Origin of the sequence: Spirochaeta cellobiosiphila DSM 17781 (assembly GCF_000426705.1) — a bacterium.
GTDB classification, from domain to species: domain Bacteria; phylum Spirochaetota; class Spirochaetia; order DSM-17781; family DSM-17781; genus Spirochaeta_E; species Spirochaeta_E cellobiosiphila.
Map to the genome: position 1 here is coordinate 48,818 of NZ_KE384554.1, position 20,243 is coordinate 69,060.

At 33.2% G+C, this 20,243-nt stretch carries 23 protein-coding genes; 19 read left to right on the forward strand and 4 right to left on the reverse strand.

The genetic code is table 11. From position 1 onward, the window contains the following. Positions 1 to 36: 36 nt before the first annotated feature. The 5 genes from K345_RS0106945 (at position 37) to K345_RS0106965 (ending at position 4,840) form a co-directional block, all read left to right on the forward strand. Positions 37 to 1,005 (forward strand): tetratricopeptide repeat protein, encoded by a 969-nt coding sequence (locus K345_RS0106945; protein WP_028973545.1) that lies wholly within the window; start codon positions 37 to 39, stop codon positions 1,003 to 1,005. Beyond that, positions 995 to 2,044: a hypothetical protein gene (locus tag K345_RS0106950; protein WP_028973546.1), complete on the forward strand. Its 1,050-nt coding sequence runs from the start codon at positions 995 to 997 to the stop codon at positions 2,042 to 2,044. The genes K345_RS0106945 and K345_RS0106950 overlap by 11 nt, the downstream gene beginning before the upstream one ends. Next, a complete protein-coding gene (locus tag K345_RS0106955) occupies positions 2,041 to 3,111 on the forward strand; it encodes a tetratricopeptide repeat protein (RefSeq protein WP_028973547.1) in 1,071 nt (356 codons plus the stop codon). The genes K345_RS0106950 and K345_RS0106955 overlap by 4 nt, the downstream gene beginning before the upstream one ends. Before the next feature lie 351 nt (positions 3,112 to 3,462). Next, positions 3,463 to 4,038, forward strand: coding sequence for a hypothetical protein (locus K345_RS0106960; RefSeq protein ID WP_028973548.1), 576 nt, complete (start codon positions 3,463 to 3,465; stop codon positions 4,036 to 4,038). A 316-nt stretch (positions 4,039 to 4,354) separates the two neighbouring features. Beyond that, the gene (locus tag K345_RS0106965; RefSeq protein ID WP_028973549.1) at positions 4,355 to 4,840 is read left to right on the forward strand and encodes a YbaK/EbsC family protein; all 486 of its coding nucleotides are present in this window, start codon (positions 4,355 to 4,357) and stop codon (positions 4,838 to 4,840) included. Between the two features lie 36 nt (positions 4,841 to 4,876). Here the strand turns inward: K345_RS0106965 and K345_RS0106970 are convergent, their stop codons facing one another. Together K345_RS0106970 and K345_RS20115 are read right to left on the reverse strand one after the other, a co-directional pair. Continuing rightward, positions 4,877 to 6,445 carry a hypothetical protein gene (locus K345_RS0106970; protein WP_037571555.1) on the reverse strand — a complete coding sequence of 523 codons (1,569 nt, stop codon included), beginning with the start codon at positions 6,443 to 6,445 and terminating at the stop codon, positions 4,877 to 4,879. 53 nt (positions 6,446 to 6,498) lie between these two features. Next, a complete protein-coding gene (locus tag K345_RS20115) occupies positions 6,499 to 8,046 on the reverse strand; it encodes a methyl-accepting chemotaxis protein (protein WP_037571776.1) in 1,548 nt (515 codons plus the stop codon). 97 nt (positions 8,047 to 8,143) lie between these two features. Here K345_RS20115 and K345_RS0106980 point away from each other — a divergent pair, with 97 nt between their 5' ends. Genes K345_RS0106980 through K345_RS0106990 form a run of 3 tightly spaced genes read left to right on the forward strand, consistent with a single transcriptional unit; the run spans position 8,144 to position 10,655 of the window. Continuing rightward, a complete protein-coding gene (locus K345_RS0106980; RefSeq protein WP_037571557.1) occupies positions 8,144 to 8,704 on the forward strand; it encodes a sugar O-acetyltransferase in 561 nt (186 codons plus the stop codon). Between the two features lie 50 nt (positions 8,705 to 8,754). Then, a complete protein-coding gene (locus tag K345_RS0106985; protein WP_037571559.1) occupies positions 8,755 to 10,209 on the forward strand; it encodes an ATP-binding cassette domain-containing protein in 1,455 nt (484 codons plus the stop codon). 50 nt (positions 10,210 to 10,259) lie between these two features. Beyond that, positions 10,260 to 10,655, forward strand: coding sequence for a DUF2785 domain-containing protein (locus K345_RS0106990; protein ID WP_028973553.1), 396 nt, complete (start codon positions 10,260 to 10,262; stop codon positions 10,653 to 10,655). Between the two features lie 19 nt (positions 10,656 to 10,674). Here K345_RS0106990 and K345_RS0106995 read toward each other — a convergent pair whose 3' ends face one another. Further along, a complete protein-coding gene (locus tag K345_RS0106995; protein ID WP_037571561.1) occupies positions 10,675 to 11,067 on the reverse strand; it encodes a rhodanese-like domain-containing protein in 393 nt (130 codons plus the stop codon). An 86-nt stretch (positions 11,068 to 11,153) separates the two neighbouring features. Here K345_RS0106995 and K345_RS0107000 point away from each other — a divergent pair, with 86 nt between their 5' ends. Genes K345_RS0107000 through K345_RS0107015 form a run of 4 tightly spaced genes read left to right on the forward strand, consistent with a single transcriptional unit; the run spans position 11,154 to position 13,506 of the window. Continuing rightward, positions 11,154 to 12,077 (forward strand): LysR family transcriptional regulator, encoded by a 924-nt coding sequence (locus tag K345_RS0107000; protein ID WP_211227846.1) that lies wholly within the window; start codon positions 11,154 to 11,156, stop codon positions 12,075 to 12,077. 31 nt (positions 12,078 to 12,108) lie between these two features. Then, a complete protein-coding gene (locus K345_RS0107005; protein WP_028973556.1) occupies positions 12,109 to 12,684 on the forward strand; it encodes a pentapeptide repeat-containing protein in 576 nt (191 codons plus the stop codon). Positions 12,685 to 12,735: 51 nt separating this feature from the next. Beyond that, a complete protein-coding gene (locus tag K345_RS20120; protein WP_053228126.1) occupies positions 12,736 to 13,086 on the forward strand; it encodes a DUF4180 domain-containing protein in 351 nt (116 codons plus the stop codon). Between the two features lie 48 nt (positions 13,087 to 13,134). Further along, positions 13,135 to 13,506: a MazG nucleotide pyrophosphohydrolase domain-containing protein gene (locus K345_RS0107015; RefSeq protein WP_028973557.1), complete on the forward strand. Its 372-nt coding sequence runs from the start codon at positions 13,135 to 13,137 to the stop codon at positions 13,504 to 13,506. Here K345_RS0107015 and K345_RS0107020 read toward each other — a convergent pair. Beyond that, the gene (locus tag K345_RS0107020; RefSeq protein ID WP_028973558.1) at positions 13,493 to 14,086 is read right to left on the reverse strand and encodes a hypothetical protein; all 594 of its coding nucleotides are present in this window, start codon (positions 14,084 to 14,086) and stop codon (positions 13,493 to 13,495) included. The genes K345_RS0107015 and K345_RS0107020 overlap by 14 nt on opposite strands. Positions 14,087 to 14,166: 80 nt before the next feature. On the opposite strand from K345_RS0107020, the gene recA reads away from it, so the two are divergent. From recA to K345_RS20135, 7 genes are read left to right on the forward strand one after another with little or no spacing between them, the layout of a single operon-like run. After that, positions 14,167 to 15,303, forward strand: coding sequence for a recombinase RecA (gene recA / locus K345_RS20125; protein WP_037571564.1), 1,137 nt, complete (start codon positions 14,167 to 14,169; stop codon positions 15,301 to 15,303). A 1-nt stretch (position 15,304) separates the two neighbouring features. Next, positions 15,305 to 15,799 (forward strand): 2-amino-4-hydroxy-6-hydroxymethyldihydropteridine diphosphokinase, encoded by a 495-nt coding sequence (gene folK, locus K345_RS0107030; RefSeq protein ID WP_028973559.1) that lies wholly within the window; start codon positions 15,305 to 15,307, stop codon positions 15,797 to 15,799. Between the two features lie 35 nt (positions 15,800 to 15,834). Beyond that, a complete protein-coding gene (locus K345_RS0107035) occupies positions 15,835 to 16,599 on the forward strand; it encodes a segregation and condensation protein A (RefSeq protein ID WP_028973560.1) in 765 nt (254 codons plus the stop codon). Further along, the gene (gene scpB / locus K345_RS0107040) at positions 16,568 to 17,110 is read left to right on the forward strand and encodes an SMC-Scp complex subunit ScpB (protein ID WP_028973561.1); all 543 of its coding nucleotides are present in this window, start codon (positions 16,568 to 16,570) and stop codon (positions 17,108 to 17,110) included. Before K345_RS0107035 ends, scpB begins: the two co-directional genes overlap by 32 nt. After that, positions 17,091 to 17,876: a pseudouridine synthase gene (locus K345_RS20130; protein WP_245584605.1), complete on the forward strand. Its 786-nt coding sequence runs from the start codon at positions 17,091 to 17,093 to the stop codon at positions 17,874 to 17,876. The genes scpB and K345_RS20130 overlap by 20 nt, the downstream gene beginning before the upstream one ends. Then, the gene (gene cmk / locus K345_RS23580; RefSeq protein WP_028973562.1) at positions 17,876 to 18,520 is read left to right on the forward strand and encodes a (d)CMP kinase; all 645 of its coding nucleotides are present in this window, start codon (positions 17,876 to 17,878) and stop codon (positions 18,518 to 18,520) included. Before K345_RS20130 ends, cmk begins: the two co-directional genes overlap by 1 nt. Before the next feature lie 22 nt (positions 18,521 to 18,542). After that, the gene (locus tag K345_RS20135; RefSeq protein WP_037571567.1) at positions 18,543 to 20,240 is read left to right on the forward strand and encodes a 30S ribosomal protein S1; all 1,698 of its coding nucleotides are present in this window, start codon (positions 18,543 to 18,545) and stop codon (positions 20,238 to 20,240) included. The last annotated feature ends 3 nt before the right edge of the window (positions 20,241 to 20,243 follow it).

Below are 20,243 nucleotides of genomic sequence, written 5' to 3' on the forward strand. Positions count from 1 at the left end.
AATTGATTAAGAAAACTACCATTTTAGGTCGAGGTTATGCAGAGAAAACTTTGGATATTATATCTATTAACAGCAAGTCTATCCTTTGCTCAAGTCAATGATGGTGCTTTAAACACTGCTATCAATCAATATAATCAGGGCAAATACAGCGAAGCTACTGAGAGCTTGCGTAATATCCTATTGGACTCTGATAAAGCTAATCTTCAAGGGGATGCTTATTTTTGGTTAGGTAAAGTCTATGTAACAACTCTTGAGCTTGTACAAGCTGAAAAGAACTTGGAGTATTTTCTTCAAAACTTCCCTAATAATACCAATTATCCTGAAGGTATATATCAAAAAGGACGATTGTTATTTTTCCAAAAAGAATATGCCAAGGCCATTAATGTTCTAACTGATTTTATTAATAAATATCCTGATTCTTCTCTAATCTCAAATGGACATTTTTGGTTAGGTGAGTGTTTTTATGAAACAGGGCATTGGGAAGAAGCTATGACAGCTTACCAAGTTGTCATTCAACAATATCCCAAGTCCTTTAAGTTTGAAGCAGCTAAATACAGAGTAACTCTTATTTCCTTAAAAAGAAGAGAAGAAGAACTATTGAAGTTAATCAAGTGGAGTCATGAAGAGAATCTTGAAAGTTTGGAAGAATTCCAGAAGAGAGAAGTAGAATATCGCAACGCTATAAAGGATTATCAAAACAAATTGGCTATTCTACAATCTAAGAATTTGGAAAACCAATTAGTAGATATATCTGATAATCTAAAATCTCAGGAAGACCAAAACAGAGCTTTACAGGCTCGTATTGATAACTTAGAAGCAGAAAATAAAGCTCTGAGAACACAGCTAAACTCTAAGGATGCCAATATACAGGATATGACCATTCAAAATAATGATGATATCCAAAAGCTTAAAGCCCTTATTGATCTTAAGGAACGGGTGTTAAAACTAAAGGAATTCTACTATGTAGAGCTCCTACAAGAAGGAGTACAAGTTGATGGTCAATAAGAAAGGATTCTACCTCTTATTAACATGGCTCCTTATTTTCAATGTGGTTAGTGTGTATTCCTTGGAGGTAAGCCAAGGATCTCTATCTCTTAATATTAATGAGCGTAATGGGTCGGTAATCATTAAAAATACACAAACTGATGAATCATTCTTTTTTGCAGATGATCCTAGAACTAGCTTTTTTTCCTTAAGGGAGAATGACAAGTCTTATGTACTTGGTAAGGGAAACGCCTTTGATATTAATGTAAGTAAAACCGCATCTGGAGTAAAAGTGGCCTATCAAAACCCTTTTTATCTCATCATCGTGGATTATATTTTTATTGTATCTAAGAATACCATGACAGCCAATGGACTAGAAATTGATGTTAATATAAAGAATATTTCAGAACGTTCTGCCAAGGTTGGTTTGTTATTCCTTATTGATACTTATCTTGGAGAAAAAGGTGATCATTTTAATCTTTCAGCTGGTCAAACTATTAAAAATGAAAGAGTGTTTACTAATGATATGCCTCCTTTTTGGATATCGAGAGGCAATAAAAATCCTGGACTAATGGTCATGACAAATGCCATCAGTGGGGTGACCCAACCAAGTAGACTTGTATTTGCCAACTGGAAACGTTTAGAAGAAAACCTATGGTCCTTTGAAGCAGACCCCTCAAGAGATTTTAATTTACCGCCCTATAGTTTTAATGACTCTGCAGTAGCCCAGATATATGAAGATAAGATCATGACACCCCAGGAAGAACGTAAAATTAAAATTCTATTGGGGATTCAAAATAATGAAGGCTTTAATCTGAATCAAGGCGCCAGCTTGTCACCAGTTTCTGAAATATTGACGGATAGTTCGTCAGATATAGAAAATCCAACAAGGGACAAGACAATACAAATGAAAAATGACTATACAGCAGTTATTGAATTGTTGGATAATATTAATACAAGACTGAGAACACCTGAGACCTTAACTCAAGAAGAATTGACAGTACTACAAGAAGTCCTCAAAGAACTAGAAAGAAGGCAGGATGCGTATCTACAACAATGAAAGTAGAGGGGGTACTAAAAAAAGCACAAAGTTTATACAATAAGAAAAAATACAATGCTGTAATACGATTATTAGAAAAAGAAATTTTTACCTATCGTGACAACATGGATTTTTATATTCTCCTTGGATATTCCTGTCTTCATTTAAATGATTTTGGAGCTGCAGAATCTTACCTGAAAAGAGCCCAACAACTTGATCATGAAAATTTATTTCCCTATCTAGGTATTGGCTATCTAGCATTAAGAAGACGTAATATTGACAAGGCTCTCTCTTTGTATCTAAATATTCTTGATGATTATCCTAATCAAAAAATGGCAAAGCGTGCTCTCAAATTATTAAGGGATGTAGAAGATCCTAATCTATTACCGGATATTCTTGATAAAAGCAAAAAAGGATATTATCTCCCTAACTTAGGATCTGTCTGGGATCTAATGCGACCTATATTATCAGTTGTAATTGTGGCTATTGTTCTTATTTCTGGTAGTGTCTTAACTTATCCTTTGATCATGAGCCATATGGAAGAACAAAAACGTGATGGAGTCTCCTTGGATATTGATGTTGATCAATATTTTGATATGTCTGGAGAATATCAAACTGTACTAACAGAAAATGAAATCAAAGCAGGGCTTAAAAGAGTTAATCGGTATTTTCAGGATCATAAAGACAACCTTGTTCGTAAAGAGATCAATTATTTATTAATGGGGAATGTCAATGGCTTAATTAAAGATAGGGTTAGTTCTTTATTGAGCCATCTGGATAAACCTAGTTTTGCGACTCTAGACACCAATTATCCTTATTCAGAAGTGAAAGAAAATCCTTATTTATATGAAAACACATATGTAATCTGGCCAGGGAGAATTTCAAATCCCAAAATTGGAGACAAGATTACATTTGATTTTCTTATAGGATATACAGATGGTAAAGTCTTAGAGGGGATTGTCCCTGTTGAAGTAAACTTTGGTATCAACCTGGATGATGATACTCCTATTGAAGTCCTTGGGCAGATACATATCCGAGAGGGAAAAGTCTATCTTGAAGCCCTTAGTATTCATAAGTTAAAAGACTAGTACTGATATATTATTTTGCCTATTGAAAAACGTCGATTTTGCTTACTTATAAATGGTTGAAACCAAGTAACCAAATGGACCAAACCAAGTAACCAAATGGTCGAAACCTAGTAACCAAATGGTCGAAACCTAGTAACCAAAAGGTCGAAACCTAGTAACCAAAAGGACCAAACCTAGCAGTCAAAAGGACCAAGCCAAGCAGTCAAAATCGATAAAATGCAGTAAGTAAAATCTTAAATATCAGATTGATAATGGTGAAAGAAAAATGAAGAGTGTGTATCCATCTATATTGATTAAAACTCACTTATAATCTATTTTATTTAAATGAAAATTTGAAAAAGGAATAGATAAATGAAAAAATTATTACTACTCACTATAACTAGTTTCATGTTTTTTAGTTGTTCGTCAATACAAAAAGAAAAGACTTATGCTAATCTAACGAAGGGTACAGAGCTTTCTGATTATTTCCCCAATTCTTCTGGTGTATTATATTTTGATAATCTAGACGATGCTTATGAATATATTAATAGTGCTGAGTATAAATTAAAGAAAACAATTAATAAGAAAAAACAGAAAGGATTACCTGCGATCTTAGAAGGACCTAAGGTCAAATCTGATAGTCCTGTTACTGTAGCATATTTTCTATCTGCAATGAACCATCTAAGTCAGGAAGTAACTTTAGATTCTCCAAATATAGATTTAGAGCAAGTATTAAGGCGTAGTGTGTCTGTGACAAATGTTTTTATGATATTTGTTGATGATAAAGCTATATCTCTTTCTGCTTTTTACTTAAAAAGTGGTTACAGATACTCTAATAGTTATAGTCAATATCAGAAAATGTCTTTTAACAAAGAAGTATACTTGGCAGACTATCCTCGAGGTTGGGATATTGATGATGCTTTTGAATACTTAAAAGTTGAAAATTAAATTCTTCGTTTTTGGAATCTAATTTTTAAAATGAGTTATATGTAATAGATTTTTCAGTATTTAAAAGGATCTATTACTGAGCTCTTTTTTAACATGATATTTAATAGTAGAAGATATTCAAATCTATAAAGAGCAATATACAATATATTTAAAAAGTGACAGGAGACTAAAGAAAGAATAATAAAAAACTTCTTATCACTTCTGATGACAAAAATAAAGTGGCTAAAACTATAGAACGTTTTGGTGGTAAAATAAAAAATATGAGTATTCATTAATAGTACGCACAAAAATATATTAGGTCCCTTGGAATTAGTTTATGAAGAAACAAAAAAAATTAAATAGTATGCGCTTCCTCGATCAACAGAAAATTCCTTATGAAATAATTGAATATGGTGATGGGGATTTCCATAATGCCATTGAAGTCGCTGATATGTTAAAATTACCTTATACTCAATTATATAAAACACTTGTTGTGCAGAGTCTTCATAATGCTAATAATTTTTATTTGGCAATCATTCCAGCAAATGGTGAATTGGATTTAAAAAAGTTATCAATCCTAACAGGTGAAAAAAAACTTCAAATGGCAAGTCAAAAGTTAACAGAAGATAAAACAGGATTAAAAGTAGGAGGTATTAGTTCCCTCTCTCTAGTCAATAAAAATTGGCCAGTCCACTTAGATATAACAGCTATTCAACATAAACAAATTTGTATGAGCGCTGGACAAAGAGGTATACAAGTTATACTAGATAGAGATGATTACCTTCATGCTGTAAAAGGAAAAATTGCAGATATTGCAAAATAAAGTAACTAGTCGTTTTATAGAATTAGTTAACAATTCCTAGTTTTCAGTTTTTATTGATTCTATTATCTTCATAGTATTATCAAGAAAAGCTTTGGTTATTATCGGATTATCAAAGGTACTAAAAACTTTAAACCAAAGTTCATATTTACTGTCGCCATGCCAAGCTAGGTTTAAGGCTATTGTACGACACAAAAAGGGTAAGGAGAATGCCAGTCTATCCGTACCAAACATTTCTACTGATGCGGTAGGTAAGGCTAATTCTTCTTTCATTCTCATTAGTATAGGTATTGATTTTATGTCTGTAATAAAGAAATCAAGTAAAGCAACACTTTTAGCTTTTCTCATAAAACTAAATTCTGGAATGTTCCAATTGGGATAATGATAGTATTCATCAAAAAAATGGAATTCATAGAGATTTAAACATATAGCAAGATTCTCAAGGAATAGAGGGTTTTCTTTGCCATAGATAGCTAAATCAATCAATGTTTGGCTTTTTCTACGAGAAAAAGTCTTAATGGCAATATCTATCATCTTCCCATGATTTTCATTGTTCAAGTAGGAATTAATAGCAAACCTTACCTCATCAGAATCAAAGAGTAACATAAGATAGGGCATATGAGATGGTAGTTGAGGTAATAGTTTAATAATATCTGTTAAATAACCACATTTTATTAAAACATAGAGGAGTTCCACATAGGGGCCTCCTCCTTGGCCATTCACATAATCATCCTCGAGAAATTTCCGTTCAAATTTATCTGTAAAAGAATTAAGAATGTATTGAGTTGGATAGACAGGGGGAGACGCTATGGTCTCGAGAGTTGCCTGCAAATTAAAACCAGTAAGTGTTTTGTAAAATCTACTTATATAGGGTGCACAATAATTTGTATTATAATTGTAATCTTCTAGTTTATATTTATTCGATTCATATCTTTCTTTGTTTTTTACTGCAGCATCATTATTTTCAAATGCCTTAGCATCAATAATATCAAATTCTTCTGGACTGTCGTTTGCTCCTGTAAAAAAGCGATACTTGTATAGGCTATCACCTTTCTTTAACATCTTTTTACTTATTCTACACCATTGCTGTTTGCGATTTAATTCTCCCTTCTCAATCCAGCAAAATGGTGTACTTTCAATACTTTTAAAATGATATTCCGTTCTTGAAGGAGCTTTTTTATCTACAAAATAGGGATCAAAAAAAGCCTGTTCCAGCTTTTTAGGTTTCTCAACTGGTATACCTGATCTTACTTGCCTTTCTTGTTGTTCCAAAAGGAAATCTTGTTCACTATAAAAACCTGGTAGATGATGATCAAATAAAAATGCTTTCTGTAATAAATCTAAAGCTTTATCCTTTTGATCTGCTATTGAATAAAAGGCTGCTCCAGTTATGAGTAATTTATTGCATTCACTACAAGAGGGAATCCAAGTGTAATCTAATGTATGCAGATCTAATTCTTTTAAGAATTTAATACCTTTATCTATATCATTGCTGTCTAAGAGTTCTTCTAGGTACTGAACATAAAGTTCCCATGTTGAAATTAATCTTCGATCTCTTTTAAGTAATTCTGCTTCTGTTGTATCCATCATTAATTTAACCTTTGTCACTGTACCTCCGGAATCAAAAAAAGACAATTATCTTATTTCTAAAAAAGGGAAGACTACAGTTTAAAAAAACTAACCGTCTCATTTAAATGTTTAGCGCTAACTTCAAATTCTTGGGCCATCCCTGAAAGTTCTTCTGATACTGCAGCATTTTGTTGTACTGTTTCATCTAGTATTCTTAATGCGGAATTTACCTGTTCTATACCTGTTGACTGCTCTCTGGAAGCGGTACTTATTTCTTGTACAAGATCAGATGTTTTTTGAATTCCCGGTAAAAGTTGGTCAAATAATTCACCTGAATCCTTTGAAATTTTCATACTCTCTAAGGAGAGTTGGGATATAACAACGGCAGCATCTTGAGAGTTCTCCGCTAACTTTCTAACTTCAGTAGCAACAACAGCAAATCCTTTACCAGCATCTCCGGCTCTGGCCGCTTCTATAGCCGCATTTAAAGCCAGTAAGTTTGTTTGTCGAGCAATGGATTCAATTAGTTCTGTTCGAGATTGAATATTGTGCATAGCTTCTACTGTCTTATGAACCGCTTCACTACCTTTGATGGCATCATTCTTTGCTTTTAATGCAATAATTTCTGTTTGGTTGGCATTTTCTGTTGTTTGCTGAACAGTCGAGGACATTTCTTCCATAGAAGCACTGGTTTCTTCAGTTGATGCTGCTTGCTGGATAGTCCCATTTGACACTAGCTGAGCTGTTGAATTGATTTCTGAGCTTCCTGTAGATAATCGTTTAGATAAATCTTGTATATGTTTAACTATCTGAACTAATTTTTTTTGCATAGTATTTAAGGATTGTATCAGCTTACCGACTTCATCGTTTCCAAGATAATGTATTGTACTTTTTAAATCTCCTGAAGCAATATCTCTTGTTAACTTTACCGCTTTCGATAGAGGTATTGTTATGCTTCGATAGAATAATAGGGAGAAGGGAAGAAAGAAAACAAGGAAGAATCCAATGACTGCAATCAAAATAGACAATATTAGTCGATTGATCATGGAAGTAATGGATTGGTTAATTCCTTTTTTAATTGCCTCAACGTTATCAATATATATACCAGTGCCAATCCACATATCTGTTCCAGGTATCATTTCTGCATAACCTAACTTAGGCTGATCACCGTATCCAGGTTTTAAAAATACGTAAGTGACAAAGTCTCCTCCTCTGTTTGCAGCCTCTGACAATTCTCTTACATAATAAACTCCGTTTACATCCTGATTATCTTTTAGGTCTGTACCCACTAAGGCCTTATTCGTTGGAAGTGCAACGTTTATTGTGCCTCGATAAACAAAAAAATAACCAGACTCATCCTCTTCGAATCTAATGTCTTCGACAAATGATTGTACAAAACTGTCTTTATTCTCTTTTGGTACCTCTTTTAGGAGGGCACCCAATCCAATAGCCGCTGTGTGGTTGGCTACTTTTAATTTTGCCTCTTGACCACTAAGCATTATTTTACCGCTTTCATCAATACTGTAGTTCTTAATATTTTCTATTTCCAAAATGTAAACAGCATTTATTCCTATAGTCATTAATATAATGAGTACTATGAGTAGAATAATTCTTATAGAAATACTGGTCGATCGGAACATGGATTCACCCCTTACATCTAAGTCTAGCTTGTAGGTATTGATTGTCAATAAAAGGTTTAACTTGTCAAAATACAACAATGGTTTAATAATAAACTCTATGTCAAAGAAAACAGAAAAAGAAAAAATGCTTGCCGGAGAACCTTATGATGCTCATTGTGAAGAAATGATAAGCATAAGGACAAAGATAAAACACATACTTCACCGGTTAAACGTGACAGAGTATTATACTGATAATTTTAAATTAGTTATAAATGAACTATGCCCTAACTCTGCGAAGGATATACATCTAGAACCTCCTTTTTATTGTGATTATGGAGAAAACATTTTTGCAGATGAAGGGGTTTTTATTAACTTTGGAGCTGTCATTTTAGACGGGGCAAAAGTCCGTATTGGTCGTAAAACATTGATTGCTCCTGGTGTTCATATCTATACAGCAAGACATCCACTCAGTGTGGAAGAAAGAAGAGTTTGGGAGGACTGTGTTCCTGTCACCATAGGTGAAGAGTGTTGGATAGGCGGTCATGTTACTATTTGTCCAGGGGTTACAATTGGAGACCGAGCTGTCATAGGTGCTGGTGCTGTCGTTACGAAAGATATCCCTCCTGATGCCTTAGCTGTTGGGAACCCTGCTAAAGTTGTTAAATATTTAAATCAATAAAATTTCACTTAAGTATTGAAGCACTTATCTTTTTGTTTCACTATATCGATATGAATGATGATGAAACTCTTTTCATGGCTCAAAATGTTTCTTTACTAGTAAAACACAAAGTTTTTATTAAGAACATAAATATCAAAATATCTAAAGGAGACCTTATTTTCATATATGGTCAAAATGGATCTGGAAAAACCCTATTGGCGGATTATTTCTCAAGCCATTACAAAGGGTCCTTCGGCGATACCATATTAACAAAACATTCAGCAGTAGTATCTACAGCTGAGGAAAATCGCTTCCTAGAACAAGAACGTTACAATGATGCTTCAGACTATCAAGATGGTTTGACTGATAAGGGGAGGACTATTGGAGATATTCTCTATGAGTGCTCTCATTATCCAGATGAAAAAATAAAGGATCTAATTGCCTCATATCAACTGGAACCTGTTTTGGGGCATGGCCTTAAATTTTTATCAACAGGTGAATTTCGTAAACTTATGCTTGTGAAGTCCCTATTATCTAAACCAGAACTTATAATATTAGATGAACCAGTAACCGGTTTGGATATAAATAGCAGAACTTATATAAAAGATAAACTTATAGATATTAAAAATCATACAGAGGCCTTAGTTGTTATAACGGGTCGTTTTGATGATATACCAGTTACAGAGGCCAGATACTTCTTATTAACTTCTTCAGGATTAAAAGAGTTTGATACATTAGAAGATCTTAAAAAGGATGTTGGTTATTCAGAATCAGATAAATCATCCCTAGTGGAAGAAAAATATTCCAATAATACTCAAGAAAATATTTCAGAAGAAATTATTTACATGAATAATGTTAATCTCAAATACTATGAAGATACAATTCTATCTAATATTAGTTGGGTTGTGCACAAAGGTGAACATTGGCAAATAAGTGGTCCAAATGGCAGTGGTAAATCTAGTTTATTAAGCTTATTAGAAGCTGATAATCCTAAAGCCTATGGGCAAGAAATAAGGATGTTTGGAAAGCTTAAAGGCAGTGGAGAAACCATATGGGATATCAAAAAGAAAATAGGCTATGTCTCTGGAGCTTTACAAAGAAATCATAGAGTACGTCAATCTGTTCTCAAGGTTATTATTTCTGGATTGTATGACTCTATAGGTTTATATACACAACCTACAACATTCCAAACAGAATTAGCCAAAAAAATAGCCAATCAATTTGAGATAAGTGACTTGCACAATACGTCTTTTCATCGATTATCGGAAGGTAAGAAACGAGTCGTACTTATCGCTCGAGCCATTATAAAGACACCAGAATTATTGATTGTAGATGAACCTTGCCAAGGTCTTGATGATTTAAATTCGAGTTTTATTTTAAAAGTACTTAATAATATTGCTATGAAAAATGAAACAACAATATTGTATGTCAGTCATGATCCTCTTTATCAGGTAAGAGGAATAAAGAAGCATTTAACATTAGTTCCCTCTGACATTGGAGGATATACAGCTATAGTAACCAGATAAATTAAAGAAGGAATAAAAAGGGGTATTTGCTTTCAAATCAATTGATAAATATGGGAAATAATTTACTGGAAAATACAACTGATGAGCAAAATGTATTTAAAAGAACCTTTTCCATATTAATAATTGGGGCGATCATTAGTTACGATCAAGATTTATATATAGCTAAATTTATTAATTATGTTGAAAGAGAAAACGATTATCGAGGTTATATATTAAATCATGGATGGGCTCATGCTATATCTCATCAAGCTGATGTTTTTGGGGATATAGTGAGGCACAGATTCATAGATGCAAAATTGATGGAAAATGTGTTAGCCATTCTGGCAAGAAATTCTTATAGGTATGATAAGCAAACATTCATTAATAATGTTGTCAAAGAAGAACTAACATCTATTTTATTAATCCAACTCAAAAAAATGGATGCGGGACTAAATTATAGATGTTAGTACTAGCGCTAGGACATGCTTAACATGAGCATTTGGGAACTGTTGATTCCTTGGTCGCCTTCAAGCCTTCAGTCCCGTATCCATCAAACTTCCACCATTCAATACCTCCTAATAGTTCTTTTACTTTAAAACCAAGCTTTGCTAAGTTTAATGATCCTTTTGTTGAGGCATTACACCCTATACCATCACAATAACAAACTAATAGAGCACTCTTATCTAAGTGGCTGACACTCTTTGGATTCATTAAGCGGTGAGGAATATTGATGGCACTTGGGATATGTTCTTGGGTGTAGTGTTCTTCACTTCTTGCATCTACTACTAATATATTTTCCTTGTTCTGAATGAGGTTATATAAATCAGAAGCATCTATCTCATGGCTTAGTTTTAGTTTATAAAATTCTATCTGAGTCATTATTCTTCTCCTAAAAGTTACAAAATATAGTTTGAGGATATAGAGTAAATTTATTAATGAGAATTCATATATTCTGAACCATGGTTATGATGTTATTGAACAGACAATCTGATAGGAATAATGTTATCTTTGTCATTATGGATATATATCGATTGAGTTCCTTTATAGCAGTTGCAGAACAAGGTAGCATACATAAAGCAGCCATTAATCTTAATAGTACAGTATCAACAATAAGTGGACATATTAAATTATTAGAAGAGGAATTAGGGATAGTGTTATTTACTCGTCAATCTCGAGGTATGAGACTGACTGATTCTGGAAAGCGCATACTCCTCAGAGCTCGTGAAATCATATCTTCAACTAATAAGCTTTACGCCGAAGCTAGTCTTATCACAAATACAATTACAGGTGATTTAATTATAGGAATAAATGCACCTATAGATTGTCTAAGACTTTCTGAGGTAATCAAAGAATTAGATGATTCTAGTCATATAAGAATTATGTTAAAGAACTTGAGTTCTGGAAAAGTTATAGATGGACTGCAAAATAATGAACTTGATGGAGGCTTCCTTTTTGAGAATCCCAATATTTCCTCTCTAAATCTAACAGCTCTTGATGTTAAAAAACTTGTATTTGTTCTTCCTCATCGTTTTAAAAAAGATAAAGAGCTTTCGTGGGAGGAAATGTCTCGATTGACGTGGATTTGCTCAGATGGATATTGTCCTCACCAAGAGATAACTGAGTCACTTTTTAAAAAAAAGGGGTTATCTCTCAATAAAAAAATATTTATAGAACAGGAAGAAACAAAATTAAGTTTAATACAGAAAGGAGTAGGTCCAGCCTTATTGTTGGAAGATGAAGTTAAGGCTTTAATTGATAATAATTATCTTGTACAATGGAGCCTCCCTAGTGATATCTATTCTCAACTTTATTTCGCAACGAGGAATAATAATATTAATGATCCTAAAATAAAGCTTTTTATGCACAGCTTAATGAAACAATTTGTGTAATCTGAAAATTAAAACTAACTAGGAGAAGGTATTGATAGAGCAACTTTATTATAATGATATTGACTTCACAGAAGAAAATTTTAGTGCTAAGGATATGGCTAACCACGAATTTAATAATTGTAAATTTATAAATTGCAACTTAAGCAATGCAATTCTTGATGATTCAAGTTTTGAAACATGTCAATTTGTTAACTGCAACCTAAGTAACACTCAACTTAGGAATGCAAAGCTTATAGATGTCGCTTTTAATGAATCAAAACTTATGGGAATAAAATTTAATCAGTGTAGCTCCTTGGCCATTGATATAAGTTTTAATGCCTGTCATTTAGAGCTTTGTAATTTTTCCGATATGATATTGAAGAAGATATTTTTTGATCAGTCCCAAATTAGGGATTGCTATTTTCAGAATACTGTATTAACAGCTTCCAGTTTTAAAGCTGTATCATTTCGTAATGTTCTGTTTCATAATACTAATATTGAAAAAGCGGACTTTTCAGGTGCATCAGGATATGAAATTAATCCTCTAACGAATAATGTCAAAAAAGCCGTTTTTGAAGCTCCAGAAGCACTTAACTTGCTAGCTCCTTTTGGGATTAAAATAAAATAAAGATAGCCAACTTAAACAAGGCCATGATAAGATTTTTGAAAAGGAGATTTCATGAAGTTTGTTTATTATCAACACAATGATAAAACTTTTGCGGAATTATCATCCAATAATTTAGAAATCAATGATACTTCTGATTTCTTGGATATTATGGCAAATGCAGGTTCTTCAAATCTTTTAATTCACCGTAACCAATTGGCAAAAGAGTTTTATGATTTGAATAGTGGTATGGCAGGTGAGCTATTACAAAAAGTCAGTAATTATGGTGTTCGTCTTGGTATAATTGGTGATCACACAGATTTTGATGCTGGTAGTATGCATGACTTTATTTATGAAAGTAATCGGAATGGCCAAATAGTATTTGCAAGTCAACCAGAAGAAGCCATGAATCTAATGGTCAGCTAAGTATTAGCTGGCTATTCTTTCAGTCATTTATTTATTATACTTTTTTCAATGGAAGATATAATAGATAAATTGGTTAATCTTGTTAAAAGAAAGATGGCCTTAGATGAACACACAAATTGGGTTAGTAGTTCTGCCGTTTACATGAATGAATTACGAGGTGAACTTGAAGAAGTAAACGATGAGATCGTAAGTAATAGATTGTGTTTTTTAGAAGATGAGTTAGGCGATATATTGTGGGATTATATAAATATCATTATGTGCTTAGAACAAGAAAAAGGCATTACACTGGATTCTGTGATCAAAAGAGTGTTTTCTAAATATGATGAACGTATAAGTGGATTGGAATCTGGGCAAACATGGAAAGAAATAAAAAATAAGCAGAAACTTCGTCTAGAACAAGAATATTCTAGTAAAAAATAGATAACGACTTTAATAAAGCTTTATCTCTAATGCTTCCCAGAATTTTACTTCTGTAGAAGTTTTGAGGGTATAGCTTTGTTGTCAATTCTACATAAATATAGATTTCTCTATGATTATCTTGAACAGGGTAGCCTTCTTTTTCTGTAATCTGTGTAAAAAGTTTTTCTCCTATATTGTTTATTAGCTTTCGATTTGCCTTTTCAGTTTTCAAAGAAGATTCCAAATAACTAGTACATATACCACTCCATAGATATAACTTATTATCAAGCATAATATCTGCAATGTGTGGTTCAGATGTGTTGAAGAAAACTGTATCACTAATTATTAATTGTATTAAATAGTTGTTTTCATAATCCTTTAATTCATTATAATGGGAGGTAAGATAATCAAACCAATATAAACTGTTAGCTGATTGTATTTCAGAAGAGATAAAAGAAATCTTATCTTCATAGACTAGTTTATCAAAATATTGGGTTATTGGATCACTCGGAAGAGACCATGAATAGGGTAAAATAGTAAAAAAAATACTAAACATTAGATAAGTCCTAAAGGATTGCTTGACCCGTAAAATATCTTCCATGTATATTGTTTTGCAATATAATCCTTTTTTTTTCAATCAAAATAAAACAAAAGGGTGTAAAGCAAATAAGAGGTAAAGGTATGGCAAAAAAGGAAGTAACAAAGACTCCCAGTCTAGCAGAAAAAGAAAAAGCACTTGAAGCGGCCAGACTACAGATAGAAAAGCAATTTGGACAGGGGTCACTCATGAAGATGGGCAGTGGAGCCCTTAGCCAAAAAATAGAAGCCATCCCATCTGGTTCAATTTTATTAGATGAAGCCTTAGGAATAGGAGGATACCCCAAAGGTAGAATCGTTGAAATATTTGGCCCGGAATCTTCTGGTAAAACTACCTTAGCTTTACATGCTATCGCTGAATCTCAAATGGCTGGTGGAATTGCTGCTTTTGTTGATGCAGAACATGCATTAGATCCTGTCTATGCTAAAAATTTGGGAGTAAATATAGATGAACTGTGGGTGAGTCAGCCGGATACAGGTGAACAAGCTCTAGAAATAGCAGAATCCCTAGTAAGGAGTGGTGCTGTAGATATTATTGTTGTAGACTCTGTGGCCGCTTTAACACCTAAGGCTGAAATTGAAGGAGATATGGGTGATTCTCATGTTGGGCTTCAAGCTCGGTTAATGAGTCAGGCCCTGAGAAAACTAACAGCAACTATCTCTAAATCAAAGGCTTGTTTGGTATTTATTAATCAAATACGTATGAAAATTGGGGTAATGTTTGGAAATCCTGAAACAACTACAGGAGGAAAAGCCTTGAAATTCTATTCTTCCGTACGTCTTGATGTTAGAAAGATCGAAACTATGGCCAAGGGTACTGAAGACGCTATTGGTAACCGAGTAAGAGTCAAGGTTGTAAAAAACAAAGTCGCTCCTCCTTTTAGAAAAGCAGAAATGGAAATCATGTTTGGTAAAGGAATCAGTAAGATGGGATCCTTATTGGATGGGGCATTGAAATATGACATTATACAAAAAGCGGGTAGTTGGTATTCATATGGTGATGAGAGAATTGGACAAGGTCGTGAAAACGCAAAATCATTTATTGAAGACAACCCTGAAATTGCAGATAAAATATTTACTGATTTGAGAAATAGAATATGGCCTTCAAAAGAAGAGGAAATCATAAAAGAACCTGTAAAAGATGAGAAACCTTCTGACAGTACAACTGAGAAAACTAAAAAAAAGACTACAACCGCAAAGGATACTGAGGAGTTATTTTAACTTGAGAAAAGTTCTTTTATCCTTAGGCAGTAATGTGGGTGATTCTAGAGATATATTGAAGAAAGCTGTTCAGAAATTGGACAGCTTTCTTTACAATATACAGGTAAGTTATTTGTATACGACAAAGCCCTTATATTATAGTGATCAAGATGATTTCTATAATATTTGTGTGATGGGTGAATCAGACATGTCTCCCAAAGACTTTCTAATGGAAACACAGAATATTGAAAAACAATTAGGTAGGCATAGGGCTCAGCAAATTCATCCAAAAGGGCCTAGAACTCTGGACATAGACATCATTCTCTGGGGAAATGAAATAATAAATACGGAAAATTTAATTGTACCACACATGGATTATATTAATAGAGAGTTTGTACTAAAACCTGCAATTGAATTGGATGGGAAAATCAAAGATCCTAACACTAATGAATATTTAGTTGATATACTAACACGATTACCGGATCAAGGTGTTTACTGTTTGAATGAGACATTATAAAATATTTACTTCGTATATTATTAAGGAGACAGGTAATGGCTAATAGTCTTGCTGATAAACAACAATTTTCTGTTAATGAGTTCGAAGGGCCATTAGATCTTCTACTATTCCTTATAAAAAAGAATGAAGTTAATATTTATGATATTCCTATAAAAGAAATTACAGAACAATATATTCAACATCTAGATTTAGTGACTCAGATTGATATGGATAACATTACTGAATTCTATATCATGGCAACAACCCTGCTTTTTATAAAAAGCAGGATGCTTCTTCCTGTAGAAATAGATTTAGACGATGAATTAGAAGACCCAAGACAGGAATTAGTCGCTAAATTAATCGAACATCAAAAATTCAAAAAGTTATCTGAATTAATGAGTCAGCAAGAAGAGCTAGTCGAAGTAAGTCTTGAAAGAAAAAAGAAACAAAAGATTTTTCCTTTTGAAGAAGAAGATACTATGTGGGAAAAATTAGAAGTATGGGATCTACTCAAGACATTTTCTGTAATAATGAAAAGCTTGTCATCTGAACGTATTATTGATCTCTATGAAGAAGTTTCAATTAATGAAAAGATAAGTTTGATAAACGAATTTCTCGATACAAAGGGCGAATTCTTTTTTGAAGATCTTATTATTAATCCCGGTTCTATTATGGACATAGTTTGTTCGTTCCTAGCCATTCTTGAATCGGTAAAGATGAAAAGAATAAGTATTTTTCAAAATAAAATGTTTGGAGATATACGAATAAAGAAATATTTGGGTAAAGAGGATGCAATTGGAGAAGGAAACAGCATTAGTTGAAGCGATACTTTTTTTGGAGAATGAACCAATTGATGAAAGAAACATTGCAAAAATAGCTGGAATTCCAAAAGAAGCAGTAGTTTCTGTATTGCAACAACTAAAGAATATCTATAAAGATAGCTCTCATGGTTTAGAGATAGTTGAGATAGCTGGAGGTTATACATTCGCCCCAAAAAGTGATCTTCTCAATTATCTAAAAGATCATTATGGTAAGAAGAATGATGACAAATTGTCTAAAGCTGCAATGGAAACTCTTTCTATCATCGCTTATTCACAGCCAATAACTAGAGCGGAAATAGAAAGTATTAGAGGTGTATCATCAGGTAATATGATACGAATGCTTATGGGAAAGAACTTTGTTAAGGAAGTGGGTAAGAAAGATGTCCCCGGAAAACCTGTTCAATATGGTACAACAAAAGATTTTCTTAAAAGTTTTAAATTAAATAGCATTGCAGACTTACCAAAACTTGATGAATTGGAGATGAAAAAATTTGAGCTCGATCCCAAATGAATCGAATGATGAAGTTCGATTACAAGTATACCTATCTCACGCAGGAATAGCTTCTCGTCGTGGCGCTATTGATATCATTGAATCTGGTCGTATTACTGTCAATGGTCGTACCATTAAGAAACCTGGCCATAGAGTTAGTTTAGATGATGAGATTCGATTTGATGGCAGGCCTATTAATGTTAAAAAGAAATTTATTTATCTGCTTCTACATAAGCCGACTAAATATTTATGTAGTAATGCTGATCCTAGTGGCAGACCTTTAGCCATAGATCTAATAAAACCAGTTATATCCGAGCGTTTGTACAATGTAGGGCGTTTAGATTATCTAACAAGTGGTTTATTGATTTTTACAAATGACGGTAGCTTTAACGAAAAAATGATTCATCCCCGTTATAATGTTGAAAAAGAATATACTGTTGTCACCAAGAAGGAAATACCTGTTGAATTAATGGAGCAATTTAAAAGCGGTATTTTAATCGATGGTACTCGTTATAAAGCAAAGGATTATGAATTACGTGGCTCAAGACAAGTTAACTTAATATTGGAAGAGGGTAAGAATCGTGAAATCAGAAACGTTTTTCTCTCCAAAAACATCTTTGTCAAAAGAGTACACCGTGTCCGTTTGGGGAATCTGCAATTAAAAGGCTTATCTCCTGGTCAATTTCGATTTTTGAAGCAAACAGAAGTACAAAATTTGCTTGATATTGCTGAAGGGAAAAGGAAAAATCCTAAATTTATAAAAAAACAGCGTAGGAGTTCTGATTAATGGTTATTGCAATGGATGGTCCAGCTGGTGTAGGCAAAAGTACAATTTGTAATAAGATAGCTAAACTTAATAATATATTCTATTTAAATAGTGGAAGTCTTTATAGAGGTATAACTTATTTTTTTTTGTCAAATAAAATAGATTGGAAGGCTGTCACAGATATATACAGTTATCTGCAAGATAATGTTGTTTTAGATTTTATAGAACATAATTTACATTTGAACGGAAGCAATATAGAGGATTTAATAAGAACTGATGAGGTGGATTCTCATGTGGCTCAAATATCATCAATTGTTCCTATTCGAACATTTGTGAATGAGAGAATAAGAGAAATAAGTCATTCTATGAGCATTATTATCGAAGGTCGTGATATGACTACAGAGGTCTTTCCTGATGCAGAATTGAAGTTCTATTTAGATGCTTCTATAAAAAAAAGAGCTTTAAGAAGGTATAATCAAGGTATTAGTGGTCTGTCTTTAAGTGAAATTGAAGACAACATTGCACTAAGAGATAAAATAGATAAAAACAAAAAAGTAGGAAGTTTGAAAATTGCTGAGGGTGCTATATATTTAGACACTTCGGACTTGACCATAGATGAAGTTTGTGCGAAAGTAACTTCACATATAAAAGAACTTTTGAGTTAGTATTAGGAGTATTAAGGAAGTTATGACTGAGAACGATCCCAAAGTCGATGAAACCTTTAACCAGACAGAACTACAGGAGCAATACCTAAAATCACTCGACACCCTGGAAGAAGGGCAGATGATAAAAGGGACTATCGTTCAAGTCGGTTCTGAGAACGTATTTATTGACGTCGGTTATAAATCAGAAGGTAAGATATCAATTGATGAATTTACAACGATCCCCAGTGTTGGTGAAGAAGTAGAGGTTCTTCTTGTTAAAAAAGAAGGAACCAATGGACAGATAGTTGTATCAAAGAAGAAAGCAGATTTAAAGTATTTCTGGAAAAACATTAAAGACGCTCATAAAGAAAAAACTCCTATTGATGGGAAAATAACTAAATCAATCAAAGGTGGATTTGAAGTTGATTTAGGTTTGGGATTAACTGCTTTTTTACCAGTATCTAAGACAGATGTAGTAAGAGTAGAGAATCCTGAAGAATATATCGGTTTAGAAAGTAAGTTTACTATTGAACGATATAGCCAAGACAAGCGAACCAGCATTGTTGTAACAAGACGAGACTGGCTTGAAAAAGAAATAGAAGAACGAAAAGAAAGGTTTTTTACTGAAGTTCAAGAAGGTGATGAAGTTGAAGGAACTGTAAAAAGTTTCACCTCCTTTGGCGCTTTTATTGATCTAGGTGGCTTTGATGGCCTTTTACATATAAATGATATGAGTTGGGGACATGTGTCCCGTCCTAAAGACTATGTTCGTAAGAATCAAAAAGTCAAATTAAAAGTAATAAAATTGGATTCTGAAGATAAAAAGATTAACTTAAGCTTAAAGCATTTCACTGAAGATCCTTGGAGTAATATTAGTAGAAAGTATTCAACTGACGATGTTGTAACAGGAACTGTTACTAAACTTACTGATTTTGGTGCTTTTATTGAATTAGAAGAAGGTGTTGAGGGATTAGCACACGTATCAGAGTTGAGTTGGGTAAAGCGAATAAAGCATCCTAAAGAATTGCTGAAGATTGGTGATAAAATCGATGCTAAAATACTTGGTATCGATTCTGAAAGTCAAAGAATATCACTTGGTGTTAAACAAGTTCTACCTAATCCTTGGGACGATATTGAAGCAAACTATCCAGCAGGTAAAAAGCTTAGTTTAGTTGTTAAAAAAATTACAAATGCAGGGGCCTTCTTAGAAGTAGAAGAAGGGATAGATGGGTTCTTGCCTGTAGAAGATTTATCCTGGACCAAGCGATATAAAAATGCTGGTGCAGTTCTAAAAGTTGGTGAAAGCTTTGATGTTGTCGTTACAGAAGTATCTGCAGATGATAGAAGAATTCGATTAGGAATCAAACAGTTATCAGATGATCCTTGGCAATCTTTAGCAGCGAATTATCCTAAAGGTTCTGAGATAGAAGGTGTCGTAACTTCAAAAACTGATTTTGGTGCTTTTGTAAAAGTAAGCGATGGAATTGAAGGGTTAATAAATAAAAACCAATTAGCTGATCCAAAAGAAGTCAGTGTGGAAGAGGCTTTATCAGGAATATCTGAAGGTGATAGTATTAAAGCCATTGTAACTGAAATTAGTCCTGGTAGACAAAGACTATCGTTGTCTATTCGTGAGTTGAAGAGAAAGCAAGAAAGAGCTGAGATCTCAAAATATATTCACGAAGATGAAGAAGAGCCAAAGACAACTATGGCTGCTTTCCTTAATAAGGATAATGATTAATTA